Consider the following 13,371-nt stretch of genomic DNA (forward strand, 5'->3'; position numbering starts at 1 on the left):
CAAAAAGAAACCTTAAACTACCGGGAACTAAAAGCGTTCGCAGCAGATAAGGTTTCTCCAAGGCTCCAACCGATTTATTTACTTGTCATTTAAAATGATAATAGACAAATGTTAATTCTGATCCTGTACAATATTAAAACTATATCAATTTTTGTTCTGCTTTCCCCCATAATTCAGGTCTTGAGGAAGAAATTGCGGATGCGCCATGACTCAGACACTCCTCTGCATGGCAATGCTCGTACAATAAGCCTCCTGTTATTATTGGAACCGATGTGAATGACTTTACCTTGCGAATCATATCCGGAATACGGGCAGGCATAAGCTCAATGATGTCCGGCTCTGTTTGTGACAGGCTCTTGGCGATATTATCCAATCCCTCGCTGTCGACAAGGAAGAAACGCTGTACCGTAAGCAGCCCCATCTTCTTCGCGTTCTTCACCACATTGGTTTTGGTTGATATCACGCCAAACGGCTTGATGCTTTTCGCCAAGTAGTCAAGACCGTAATGGTCTGTACTCAAGCCCCCAATTTTCTCCAAATGCATAAACACGGGCAGATTATGTTCCTTGAACACGTTGACATATTCTTTTACCACACCAATATGACCCATTAGCAAAAAGACTCCGCTCAACTGATCCCGGTGCTTTAGTGCCAGCTCGATATGCCTTGGATCCTTAACGGAGGCAATTCGCTTATGTCTGGCCAGACCCGCGAAAAACACATCGGTCGTCATCATGTCATTCATCTGCCTCCCCTCCGTTTCCTTGAGTCCATATTAAAATATCGGAGCTTTTAACAACTGCACTACCAGTTCGCGGTCTTCATCTTTTCCCCGGGCATTCAGCGTAGGTGAAAAATGCTTCATATGTTTGTGCAGAATCGGTGCGCTCTCAAGAACGATCGGATCTGTGATATCTACAGCCGAAATTCGGATGGATTCTTCCCCGATGTCCACCAAACGGAAGCCTGGCTGATCAAGACATGCAGACAGCTGTACGAACGACCACTCTTGCTGCTGAACAATGGAGTCCATGTGCGTATGACCATTGAAATAGATGCCAATTCCCTTGTTCTGGTTCAAAATATTCCACATATCAATACTCGGATGAATGGAGCCTTTGTCTCTCTCGGAACCAGCTGTTGTGCGGTAGACCGGATGATGTCCAAAAACGAGCAGCGGTTTCTCTTTGGATGCAATGACCTTATGTTCCAGCCACTCCAGCTGTTCAAAATCCAGCCAGCCTCCCCAATCCTTGAAATCCATTTCCTTGGCCGTATCAAGAAAAACCAAGACTGCTTCCTCGGTATCCAGCACATGGTACCGCTGTTGTCCCGTTAACTCCAGAACTTCGCGCCTTGTCTGTCCATAGAGATCATGGTTGCCCAGTACGTGGATGAACTGCTTGTCATGACGCTGCAGCAGCTCATAAATTTCCTCAAGCTCTGATGTTAGACCATAGTTGGTGAGATCTCCGAGTGAAATATACATATCCGCATCCAGATTCAGAAACTGCTCCAGCACATTTTGATAGAATGCTGCCTTAGCCTCAGGCAGCCCTGGAATCGTCGTATCAATCTCGTGATAATGCAAATCTCCTAATAATGCTAATTTCATCAATCTCTCTCCTCCCGTTGATATGAAATATTTTCCTGCCTTCATTCATCATATAGACCGAGTATTATTTATCCGTTAATTACACGGTTGTGTTTTGTAAAAGAATAAGCAAATCTCCCATGCCCTAAAAAAAAAGAAAACGGCATCATGCCGTTTCCCTTTTATCCACGCAAAAGCGCGTGCTGACATGCAGTTTGCAAATCTCTCCAAATCCGGTTCACATCCGTGTCTTCCATACATGCTGACAATCCCAGCATGGGAAACAGCCGCAAACCACAATCAAGCGAAGCTTTAGCTGCTGTGACACATTCACTTGAGATACGCTGCTCCATTTCTGGTGATAGCCTTCCCTTGTGTCCCAGCTCTTCCCAAGACTTGTCCAATACCATATAGAATGCATCCTGTTGATGGGCGAACTCCTTCTTCTGCTCATCCAGCTTGGCAAGCACGCGCTCATTCCCCCGCGATCGAAGCTGTTCTTCAGCCGCTTCGAGAAAATGATCCGCGAGCCCCATAGCTACACCGGCAAATGAGGTCTGTGCAAACGGTAAAAACGGATATCTATACAGCAGCTCATCTTCATGGGAACGGAATTCAGTGAATGAAAAGGTCATTTCATCCGGTATAAAAGCATCGGTCACCACCATACTGTGACTTGCTGTAGCTTTAAGACCGAAGGTGTTCCAATCCTTTTGGATGCGAACCTGATCGGGCTGCATGATTAAAGTCACAAGCTCTGGTGTCTCTCCGGAATCCAGCCGGGTTTCTTCCTGATCGAGCACCGCGTTCGCTGTAAATGTTGTGGCGTGGGTCGAGCCGCTGCAGTACTTCCAGCGCCCGCTGACCATATATCCCCCATCAACTTTACGTGCCGTCCCCGTTGGTGCTCCGCTGCCCGCGATAACCGCATCCGAACTCGAAAAAACCTTACGCCCGATCTCCATAGTCATAAAAGGAGCAAAGTATCCGCCTCCTGCACCAATCGTTACGAGCCAGCCGAAGCTGCCGTCAATACGGGAACATTCCTGAAAGATGCGGATTGCTTCAGGCAGCGGTGTCATATTCCCATCCAGATCATCCGCCACAAACAAATGAAACAGCTTCTTATCATATATGTACTGGAGCGCTTCCGGTGTGATCACACCTTCACGCTCCATCTGTCCCGACTGCTCACGAATACTGATGATCTCCTGCTGCGTAAATCCCATGCTTCCACCGCTTTCCTCAATAGTATGTTTTCTTTATTTTAACATGAACGGGATCGCAGGCGGTTTCAAAAGTTACAAATCATAAACAAACAGTTCAGTATTTTCCCAATGCTGTTGAACCGGCAATATCACGCATTCTGTCAACGGTCATCCGGCGCATAAATTTGCTGAACTTTTCTTTTCCTTTGGCGTTCGATTTATAGAAATCAATGATTCGTAAAATAATGGGGATGATTTGCCTTTCTTCCAGATCGGCAATCAGGAGCTCGGCAATAGCAGTCTTGATTCCTTTCGGCTCTCCTCCGGCATAAATGCTGAACTTATCTTTCATTTTCACAACACTAATGTCTTTAAGCAGCGGTTCACTTGTCCCAAGGGCGCATCCGGCATAGCCGATTTTAACAGGAGCCGGCGTTTCTATGCCCGCGACAGCAAGGTTCAGGGCTCTCGCTGTATCTAATCCGGCTGCCTCAGCCCCGTTGCAAAACTGGCAGGCGATCAAGCCTTTAATGACCGCGCCTGCCGGATAGACCTCCAATCCGCCTTTAACCAATTGCTCCTCAACATGTTTTTGCTCAGCAAGTGGCACTTCTATATAAATCTGTCGAAACGGCGTGACTTCAACGCTCCCTTCCGGGCCTGCAGCCGCGGCAATGATTGCAAGCTGTTCAGAAGCAAGAATGTTTCCGCCCACTTGAACGGGTGATGATACGGCAAACTTGATTGTTCCTGTCATCATGATTCTCCCTTGTTTAATCTCGAATTTTTTGCTTTCAACCCAAGGTACTCTTCATCCGTTATTGGCGTATCTTAACCCGCTGCAGCCGCAGGGCATTCAGTACAACTGAAACCGAGCTAAGTGCCATCGCGGCACCTGCGATCCATGGAGCGAGCAGCCCGAGTGCCGCAATCGGAATACCCAGTGTGTTGTATCCAAGAGCCCAGAACAAATTCTGCTTGATATTCCCCATCGTTTTACGGCTCATATAAATCGCATCCGGAATGCTCGAAAGGTCCCCGCGCATCAGCGTAACATCTGCGGCTTCCATCGCGACATCCGTACCTGTACCGATGGCCATTCCGATATCGGCAGTAGCAAGAGCAGGCGCATCATTGATGCCGTCACCGACCATCGCCACCTTTTTGCCTAATGCCTGAAGTTTCTTCACTTCCTCGGCCTTTCCTTCCGGAAGAACCTCGGCAAGGACATGATCAATACCCACTTGTGCGGCAATAGCTTTTGCCGTGCGTTCATTATCACCGGTGATCATAATGACCTGAATCCCCATGTTTTTCAACCGGTCAACCGCTTCCTTGGATGTTTCTTTTATCGTGTCCGCAACTGCTACCATGCCGGCATACTCATTGTTGATTGCGGCCAACATGGCAGTCTTCCCAGCTTCCTCCAGGCTAGTCATTACTTCGTATGCATGGGCAGCGTTTACGCCGTGTTTTTCCATTAATCTGCGTGTACCAACCAGCAGTTCCTTGCCTTCTACGACCGCTTTTATGCCGTACCCCGGGATGGCTGTGAACAATTCGGTTTCCGGCAGAGAGATATTGCGATCCAGAATCCCCTCCACAATAGCCTCGGCAAGTGGATGCTCCGAGTTTTTCTCTGCGGCTCCAACCAGTTTGAGAAATTCTTGTATATCGCCGTCTGTGATGATATCTGTCAATTCCGGTTTGCCTTTTGTAACTGTGCCTGTTTTATCAAGGATGATCGCATCAATTTTATGCGTTTGCTCCAAATGCTCGCCGCCCTTGAAGAGGATGCCAAGCTCCGCTGCACGTCCGGATCCGGCCATGATTGATGTAGGTGTAGCCAGACCCAGCGCACAAGGACATGCGATGACCAGGATAGCTATGGACTTCTCCAATGCGTCAGCAAAGTCCCCTGGTGTGACAAAGAAATACCATACAAGGAAAGCAGCTACTGCAATACCGACAACAATGGGAACGAAGATACCGGAGATTACATCAGCTACCCGCTGAATTGGTGCTTTGGAGCCTTGTGCTTCCTCTACGATTTTTATAATCTGAGCAAGTGCTGTCTCTTTGCCAACCTTGGTTGCCTTAATTCGCAAGACACCGTTTTTATTCAGGGTAGCTCCGATGACTGTATCCCCGGCTTTCTTCTCCACCGGTAGGCTTTCACCGGTCAGCATAGATTCATCGATTGCCGATACGCCCTCCAGTACATCGCCATCCACGGGTACCTTTTCACCGGGACGGATCATCACAATATCTCCGGTGATTACCTCTTCAACGGGTAATGTCAGCTCCTGACCATCACGAATGACACGTGCTGTTTTCGCTTGAAGTCCCATTAGTGATTTAATGGCCTCCGATGTCCGGCCTTTGGCGAGCGACTCAAACAGCTTCCCCATGATCACTAGTGTAATCAGAATGGCGCTGGTCTCATAGTACATGGAAGGTCCGTGATGCATTTCGCCTCCCTTAGCAAACCAATCCACTGTGAGGTACAAGCTGTACAAGTATGCGGCCGAAGTTCCAAGTGATACCAGCACATCCATATTCGCGCTGCCGTTCCGAAGTGCCTTATAAGCTCCCACATAGAATGGCTTTCCGATATAGAACTGTACCGGAGTTGCCAGAATCAGTTGAAACCATGGATTCATAAAAAGATCAGGCAGATAAATCCAGGAAGTAAAGGAGAAATGTGCTACCATAGCCCACAATAATGGGAAGGAGAGAATGGCCGAAATGAGCAGCTTTCGTTTCTGCCTTCTTATTCCCTGATCCCGGCTGTCCTTCAGGTCCTCTTTCTCCTCTGCGGTGACTGCTTTATAACCAAGCTGCTTCACTTTATTTTGCATATCCGCTACCGAGACCTCACCTGGAGCAAATTCTACTGTCGCGGTTTCCATTGCAAAATTGACAGAAGCATTGGATACGCCCTGCAGCTTGCTCAGGCCTTTTTCAATCCGGTTAGCGCAGGCTGCGCAGGTCATGCCTTCAAGCTTGAAGTGCATTACTTCCTTGGCGGTATCATAGCCGAGCTTCTTAATTGTGGCTTCGAGGTCACTATCCTTCACCTTATTCGTATCATAGGATACACTGGCTCTTTCCAAGGCGAAATTCACGTTGGCGGAATGCACGCCTTCCATTTTATTCAAACCCTTTTCAATCCGGTTCGCGCAAGCTGCGCAGGTCATACCGGTGATTTGCAATATCGTTTGCTTTTTATCTTTGGCAATGGTTGTTTCCACAGCTCATACACTCCTTGAATCCCTCAATTTTTGGAATCGTTTATTAGCACTGCTTTACAATCTATTCCTTTGCTTTCCATGTTTGTAGTATACCCTCCTACCCTATATTAAGTCAACATAATTTTATAATACCCCGGTAATCTATATCCATGAACTGAAAAGCACTCAAATTATCTTCGTATCCATCTGGGCGTCTAATCCATGAATTGCAATAAAACACTTTTCAAATCCATGTATAATAAGATTCATATCAATAAGTTACCGCTCTTAGGAGGGATTCGATGACGAACGAGATCATTCATTCCATCGTGGATTGTATGGCTGCAGGTAAGGAAATGTCCGATATTCAAAAGATTCAAACGGCTCACCGGATCATGCTTGCGGAATTCTGGGGGATTCATGAAGGTGCCAAAGTACTTGAAATCGGATGTGGTCAAGGTGATACAACAGCTGTCTTGGCCTATTTTGCGGGTGAATCCGGCTTTGTTCATGGTATAGATATCGGTCCTCCCGATTACGGTGCTCCGATCACACTCGGCGATTCCGCTAAGCACTTAATGAAATCACCATTAGGAAAACGAATTCAAATGGAGTTCGAGATGGATGTATTATCGCCGGATATCGATTTTCCCGAGCATGCCTTTGATTTTGTGGTCTTCTCCCACTGCTCCTGGTACCTTCGCTCATCCGAAGAGCTTATGGATATTCTTAAGAGAGTGAAAAGCTGGGGCAGACAATTATGCTTCGCAGAATGGGATACGCGGATTGAGAGAATTGAACAGTATCCTCATTTATTGTCGATACTTATCCAGGCACAGTATGAAGCTTTTAAAAAAGTCAGTGAATCGAATGTACGTACGCTGTTCACATCAGCTGATATTCAGCACGGTGTCAGTCAAGCGGGCTGGACAACCCTCAAAGAGCAGTCTCTGATGGCAGCAGAACTTCAGGATGGCGAATGGGAAGTGAAAAAGGTTCTGCTTGATGCCGAAGTGGAATTGAATGCACTACAGCATATGCCAATCAAAAGCAAAGATCTCATTCGATCTCAGATCATGATGCTGAAGCAATCCATTGAAATGCATCCAATTATGCCGCTTTCTGTTTATGCCTTCACCGCCATTTGAGGAAAATGCCGTTCCCAAAGAAAAAAGCCGCCCATGGCGGCTTTTCTGTTTTACTTGATCAATTTGTTCATCGTGGTCATGAGTTCCGTCAGCACTTCCTGATCCCCTTCCTGGATCCGTTGCACCACACAGCTTTTCATATGATGCTCCAGCAGCAATTTTCCGACACCGTTCAATGCGGATTGTACGGAGGCAATCTGGTTTAGCACATCATCACAATACGTATCCTTCTCGATCAGTCCCTTAATGCCGCGCACTTGTCCTTCAATGCGGTTCAATCGGCTGATCAGGCTGTTTTTAACCTTATCTGAATGATGGCTCTTCCGTTCCGAGTGGTCACCAGCGCATGTGTCTGCGTTCTGTTCCATATTCTGATCCATCGTATCCGGTACCGTATTCATACGACTCGCCTCCTTTTCCTATATAACTATTATACTCGGCATCCGGGGGTATACAAACCATTCCCTAAAGAACTTCAATAAGATCCATCACATTTTATTTTTTCTCGGATAAATTGCAAACTTGGGGCCACCTGGGTTTCATGAAGTCCGTGAAGAATCAATGGTCCATCAAAGGAATGCTTGCGCAGTAACGAAAGGTACATATCATAATTCAGACTCCCCGTTCCTGCTGCCAGAAATTCGACTTCTTCCCCTTCCGCAAAATCCTTCGCATGTGCAATCACGATATGCTTCCCAAGCAGATCGAAGGCCTCCTCGAGTATTTCCTTCATCCTGTCCGACTCTCCGGATCCGAATAAATTGGCTCCATCCATCACAACTTTCAGCCGAGAAGACTCCAAGGTATCGATAAGCCGCATTCCTTTTGCTGCACAATCAATCACATTGGATTTTTCCGGTTCGAAAGCCAGCACAATGTCATAAGCTTCCGCTATGATTAGCGCTTCCTTCATACCTCGGATCAAATCCTGCCATGCCTCATCAGAATCATTATCCGGATGGGCTTTCCACATGTCTTCCGGATTCCTGGTGCCGCTACACAGCGTGATCGTAGATACCCCCATCTCATGGCTCATGGCCGCAAGATAACCCAGACGCTTCAAACCTTCCTGCCGGACGCGAACATCGGGATGAATCATATTAAAGGTTCCAGAGACGGCGGCGATGCTGATTCCCCGCTCCTGTGAAGCCAACCGGATTCGGTAAGCCGCTTCCAAATCGATCTGTTCCGGCATGGAGATAAGCCCCGCGCATACAAGATTTAATTGGATAATATCCAGTCCATAAGATTTCACGGCATCCAGCGTTTGTTCAAGAGAAGGACGACCAAAGGTTTTGCAAAAGATGCCCGGTGTAATCATAATCCTCCGCTCGCATCATCTATCCTTACAGCTTCACCGCTTTCTGCGGATCTGGCAATGGCCACCATCGTTCGCATTGCGGCAATTCCGTCATCCAACCCGGCCCCTTGCATGGGTGCTTTATGTAAAATCGTATCCGCAAAGCCTTCTACCTGCAGCTTATAAAAATGGGCATCCTCCCCCAATGGACGGTGATAACAGCCATCCCGCGTTGAAAACACTTCTACATCCGTGGCTTTAAACAGCCATGGATTAAAGGTTTTGGCAACAACGCTTCCATGTTCCCCATAGATCTGAAAGCCCTCATGCCAGTCCATCCGCACCGCTACGGTCAGATCCAGATGCCCGATTGCACCGCTGGCAAATTCCGCTGTTACAAACCAGCAGTACGCACCGAACTTTTGAGTATTCCATGTCTTCACACTGACTATTTCTCCGCCAAGAAATCTTGCCGTATCCACCAAATGACTGCCGTGAGTCAGCATATAATATCGCTGTTTATCGAGCTTCGGGTTTCCTTCAGGTCTCATGGCATTCGGACTTAGAATCGCAAGCGGCTGTACATTATCAGTGACGGTATACCTGTAAGTCGAATCGCAATACCATGCTTTCAGTGCCAGCATTTCACCCATCTCATCCGTCACGAAGCGCTTCGCATAGGCGATGCCCGGATCAAATCTTTTCATGTTTCCGATCTGGACCGTTAAGCCCGTTCGACTCGCCACCGCACGAAGTTCTTCACATTCCTCAACCGTGATACCAAGCGGCTTCTCGACCAGCACATGCTTACCTGCTGCAATTGCCTTCATAGCAGCCTGCACATGAAACTGATCGGCAATTCCAATAATGACCGCATCAACATCCGGATCTCCCAGCATCAGATCATAGTCGCTATAGGACTTGGTCGGCTGGTGAATAGCAGACATTCGTTCAAGCAGATCTTCGGCTACATCACAAAAAGCGTATAGATCGGCATTTTTTGCTCTTCTACAAGCTTCAAAATGAGCAAACTGCGAAATCGGACCGCAGCCTAGCACGCCTACTCTCAGTCGATTGCCCTCGTTATTCATCACATCTGCCCCCCTTTTTCATGGATGGCTACAACATTTGCCCATAAATTATCATGATACATGAAGAAGTGTCAATCACTGCGTTTCACACCCCTGCAGTTTCTTATGTATCAGGGTATGCAAAAGGGAACCTTATACAAGGTCCCCTTTGCATGTTCATATGTTCTATTTTTATGTTATCATAATTTACATTTATGAGAGGTGAATATAGATATCGCTAGACTTCATTCGTAGTCTCTTGCTTATCCTTGTTCATTTCACGGTTGACTTCATGAGGTGTATTCCCGAGCTGCTCGCCCATGCTTTTGAGGAAATTAAGCATCATTGTAATGGAACGGTTCACATCAGGATCCTTCATCATTTTAAGCAGATCAAAGAATCCCTTCTGATCTTCATCTGTGTCCGTATCCAGTGCTTTATTCAGACCATGGCCGACCGCGTTCATCGTACGCTGCACTTTATGGGGCTCCAAGGTACTGAGAAATTGCATACCGGTTACCGCATTTTTCATCACGACAGGCATTCCGGATATTTTGATAAAATCAAAAACATGTGGAAGCACCTTCTCCCGGTTTTTCACCATACCATGGACAACCTCCAGATATCCTGCCTCATACATTTCCTGAATGATATCCATAAACATGAGCAGACCCGGGTTGCTTTTCGCAGCACCTGAAACCAGGCGTTCTACTTCTTGTTCCCTGATCTCCTCATCTGTAGGAATCTGGCGGTTGATTCGGGTAATCGGATTTGCCATGGATTATACCTCCTCCTTTCGGATGACTTCTGCAACCGGTACAAAATCCGGGCGATTCCATTTATCTTGAACACGGACACCCATTTGTGGATTCCGGCGTGTGTCCACACGGTGGTTAGATTTCGGGAGCGGTGGCTCACCGTCATAGGATAGAATTTCCATCGCTACTGCCGTCTCTTTATAATTCGGTGTATCTGTCACTGCATCATGTTCGCTGCTGGTCAGAAAGTTAACAGCCTGGCTGCTGCTGGACGTGTTCATCGGAAGATACAGCTCATTTCCTTTGACACGGTCAGTCACCAGAACTCGAAGCTTGACCGCTCCTTCCGGAGATGTCAAACGAACCATCGCGCCATCTTTAATTCCCCGTTCTGCCGCGAGTTCAGGAGATACTTCAAGCCAGGCACTTGGCGCTTTATGTGTGAGGCTCTTAGACTTATAAGTCATATTTCCTTCATGAAAATGCTCCAGAAGACGGCCGTTATTGATATGAAGGTCGTATTTCTCCTCGTAGACTTGCGGCGGTGTCCAGTCAACGGGGAACAGCTTCGCTTTACCATCCGGGAAATGGAACTCATCCTGATAAAGCAGCGGTGTATCCGTTCCATCCAACTGAACCGGCCAAACCAGACTCTTCCAGCCTTCCAAGCGTTCATAGCTGACTCCCGCGAACAGCGGAGCCAATACTGAAGCTTCATCCATAATTTGAGAGGGATGTGTGTAATTCCAGTTTGCTCCCATGGCGTTCGCTACCATCTGGATAATCTCCCAGTCCGGCTTGGATTCTCCCATCGGTTCAAAGACCGGATAAAAGCGCTGAATGCGTCTTTCGGTATTGGTAAAGGTCCCCTCCTTCTCCAAGCTTGGCGCTGCCGGTAATATTACATCCGCATATCTGGCTGTCCGTGAGAAGAAGACATCCTGAACGATGAAAAATTGCAGCTTACTGAAGGCTTCATCAACCAGGTTTGCATTCGCATCAACAAGAGCCATATCCTCACCAAACAAATACATGGCCTTGATCTTGCCATCCTGAATGGCATCCACCATTTCGTGGTTGTTATAGCCTATATTCTTTGGCAGTTCTACGCCCCAAGCATGTTCATAACGACCGCGAACCTTATCGTCCTCGACAGACTCATATCCTGGAAATACATTCGGCTGGGTCCCAAAATCGCAAGCGCCCTGCACGTTGTTGTGCCCGCGCAGCGGGTAAGCACCAGTGCCCGGTTTACCAAAATTTCCGGTAACCAGCTGCAGGTTGCAAATCGCCGTACTCGTATCCGTACCGCCTTTATGCTGGGTTACACCCATAGCCCACAGGATGCAGGTCGAGTCCGATTCATGAATCATTGTGGCAACCTGTATCAAGGTTTCCTTGCTGATTCCGGTTAACTCTTCTGCATAGTCAAGCGTGTACTTCTGAAGCGACTGTACGAAATCCCCGTAACCGTTCACTCGTTGATTAATGAATTCACGTGCTTCCCAGCCTTGATCGATGATGTATTTGGCAACCGCATTCAGCCAGATCAGATCCGTACTATGCTTCGGATGAAGATGGATATCCGCACGTTCCGCCATCTCATTTTTCCGCAGATCCGAAACAATCAGCTTTTGACCATGGAGCTTATGTGCCCGTTTAATTCTTGTCGCCAGAACCGGATGCGATTCCGCTGTATTGGCCCCGATAATGATCACAAGCCCTGCACTTTGAATATCTTGGATGGTGCCGGAATCACCGCCGTAACCAACGGTACGAAGCAGCGCTTTGGAAGCAGGGGTCTGACAGTAACGGGCACAGTTATCGACGTTATTCGTACCCATAATGGCACGGGCGAATTTCTGGAAAATGAAGTTTTCTTCATTGCTGCATTTGGAGGATGCGATATATCCGATGGCATCCGGCCCAAATTGATCCTTAACGCCGCCGAGTTTTTGGGCAATATAATCCATCGCCTCTTCCCAGCTGGCTTCCACGAATTCATCCCCTTGACGGATCAGCGGCTTAGTCAGCCGTTCCTCGCTGTTGACAAAATCCCAGCCCCATTTCCCTTTGACGCAGGTTGAAACGCCATTGACCGGCGCCTCCTCATTAGGCTCTACCTTGAGAATATGCCGTCCTTTCGTCCAAACCTCGAAACTGCAGCCTACACCACAGTATGTGCATACGGTTTTGGTGCGTTTAATGCGCGAGTCACGCATCGACGCTTCGATCTCAGAGATTTTGAAAATATCCCGGTAACCGGGTTCTACTTCCTTCGTCAGGTCAATCATCGGTTCAAGCACATCCGCAAAGGTTCCTGTCAGATATCCGGCTTCACCGATCATCGATTTCTCCATCAGGGCGTTGCAAGGACATACCGACACACAGTGTCCGCAGGATACGCAAGAGGATTCATCAATGGGAACATCCTGATCCCAAATCACTCTTGGATGCTCGCGGCTCCAATCGATACTGAGCGTTTCATTGACCTGCAGATCCTGACAGGCTTCCACGCAGCGTCCGCATAAGATGCATTGATCGGGATCATAGCGGTACATAGGATGTGACATGTCCTTCTCATATGGTTTCTCTTTAAATTCATATTTTTGATGATCCAGCTCCAGGAACTCCGTCGTGTTATGTACCTTGCAGTTACCGTTGTTATTGTCACAGACGGTGCAGTACAGCTCATGATTTTCGAGGATCCGGGACATCGCTTCCTGTTGGGCTTCCTTTACCAGCTTGGATTCGGTACGGACGTGCATGCCCGGCTCCACCTCCGTGGCACAAGCGCGGATAAGCTTCCCGTTCACCTCAACCAGGCATGTATCACATGTCTGAATAGGTCCCAATTGTTCGTGATAGCAGACGTTTGGAATATAGGTATCCCCGGATGCCTGCAGGATGGTTTGACCCGGTTTGGCTTCGTAGTTTTTGTCATTGATTCGGAAAACAAACGATTCTGCGTTCATGTAAGGAATCACCTCTGTTTAATAGTCTGAAATGAATAGAAGCCGAATCAGATATGTCAGCTTAAGTATAGTTACACGTGAATAT

11 protein-coding genes are annotated in these 13,371 nt (G+C 47.6%); 1 reads left to right on the plus strand and 10 read right to left on the minus strand.

Annotation, left to right across the window (positions count from 1 at the left end; translation table 11 throughout):
- Positions 1 to 139: 139 nt before the first annotated feature.
- From KJS65_RS09915 to KJS65_RS09935, 5 genes are all read right to left on the minus strand, one after another.
- Positions 140 to 745 carry a glycerol-3-phosphate responsive antiterminator gene (locus tag KJS65_RS09915; RefSeq protein ID WP_213649678.1) on the minus strand — a complete coding sequence of 202 codons (606 nt, stop codon included), beginning with the start codon at positions 743 to 745 and terminating at the stop codon, positions 140 to 142.
- 30 nt (positions 746 to 775) lie between these two features.
- On the minus strand, positions 776 to 1,615 hold the full coding sequence (locus KJS65_RS09920) for a metallophosphoesterase family protein (protein ID WP_213649679.1): 840 nt from the start codon (positions 1,613 to 1,615) through the stop codon (positions 776 to 778).
- 161 nt (positions 1,616 to 1,776) lie between these two features.
- Entirely contained in the window at positions 1,777 to 2,823 is a 1,047-nt protein-coding gene (locus KJS65_RS09925) for an acyl-CoA dehydrogenase family protein (RefSeq protein WP_213649680.1), read from the minus strand.
- Positions 2,824 to 2,917: 94 nt separating this feature from the next.
- Entirely contained in the window at positions 2,918 to 3,562 is a 645-nt protein-coding gene (locus tag KJS65_RS09930) for a nitrite reductase (protein WP_244864462.1), read from the minus strand.
- 58 nt (positions 3,563 to 3,620) lie between these two features.
- Positions 3,621 to 6,056 (minus strand): heavy metal translocating P-type ATPase, encoded by a 2,436-nt coding sequence (locus KJS65_RS09935; protein ID WP_280531311.1) that lies wholly within the window; start codon positions 6,054 to 6,056, stop codon positions 3,621 to 3,623.
- 281 nt (positions 6,057 to 6,337) lie between these two features.
- Between KJS65_RS09935 and KJS65_RS09940 the strand changes: the two genes are divergently transcribed.
- The gene (locus KJS65_RS09940; RefSeq protein ID WP_213649681.1) at positions 6,338 to 7,183 is read left to right on the plus strand and encodes a class I SAM-dependent methyltransferase; all 846 of its coding nucleotides are present in this window, start codon (positions 6,338 to 6,340) and stop codon (positions 7,181 to 7,183) included.
- Between the two features lie 50 nt (positions 7,184 to 7,233).
- Here the strand turns inward: KJS65_RS09940 and KJS65_RS09945 are convergent, their stop codons facing one another.
- From KJS65_RS09945 to fdhF, 5 genes are all read right to left on the minus strand, one after another.
- Complete coding sequence (locus tag KJS65_RS09945) at positions 7,234 to 7,551, minus strand: metal-sensitive transcriptional regulator (RefSeq protein WP_213650733.1); 318 nt, start codon at positions 7,549 to 7,551, stop codon at positions 7,234 to 7,236.
- 107 nt (positions 7,552 to 7,658) lie between these two features.
- Positions 7,659 to 8,504: a sugar phosphate isomerase/epimerase family protein gene (locus KJS65_RS09950; RefSeq protein WP_244864463.1), complete on the minus strand. Its 846-nt coding sequence runs from the start codon at positions 8,502 to 8,504 to the stop codon at positions 7,659 to 7,661.
- Complete coding sequence (locus KJS65_RS09955; protein ID WP_213650735.1) at positions 8,501 to 9,574, minus strand: Gfo/Idh/MocA family protein; 1,074 nt, start codon at positions 9,572 to 9,574, stop codon at positions 8,501 to 8,503. Before KJS65_RS09955 ends, KJS65_RS09950 begins: the two co-directional genes overlap by 4 nt.
- Positions 9,575 to 9,791: 217 nt before the next feature.
- On the minus strand, positions 9,792 to 10,331 hold the full coding sequence (locus tag KJS65_RS09960; protein ID WP_213649682.1) for a helical membrane plugin domain-containing protein: 540 nt from the start codon (positions 10,329 to 10,331) through the stop codon (positions 9,792 to 9,794).
- Between the two features lie 3 nt (positions 10,332 to 10,334).
- Positions 10,335 to 13,286 (minus strand): formate dehydrogenase subunit alpha, encoded by a 2,952-nt coding sequence (fdhF, locus tag KJS65_RS09965; RefSeq protein ID WP_213649683.1) that lies wholly within the window; start codon positions 13,284 to 13,286, stop codon positions 10,335 to 10,337.
- Between the last annotated feature and the right edge of the window lie 85 nt (positions 13,287 to 13,371).

The sequence above is a fragment of the Paenibacillus sp. J23TS9 genome (assembly GCF_018403225.1).
In the GTDB taxonomy this organism is placed as follows: domain Bacteria; phylum Bacillota; class Bacilli; order Paenibacillales; family Paenibacillaceae; genus Paenibacillus_AQ.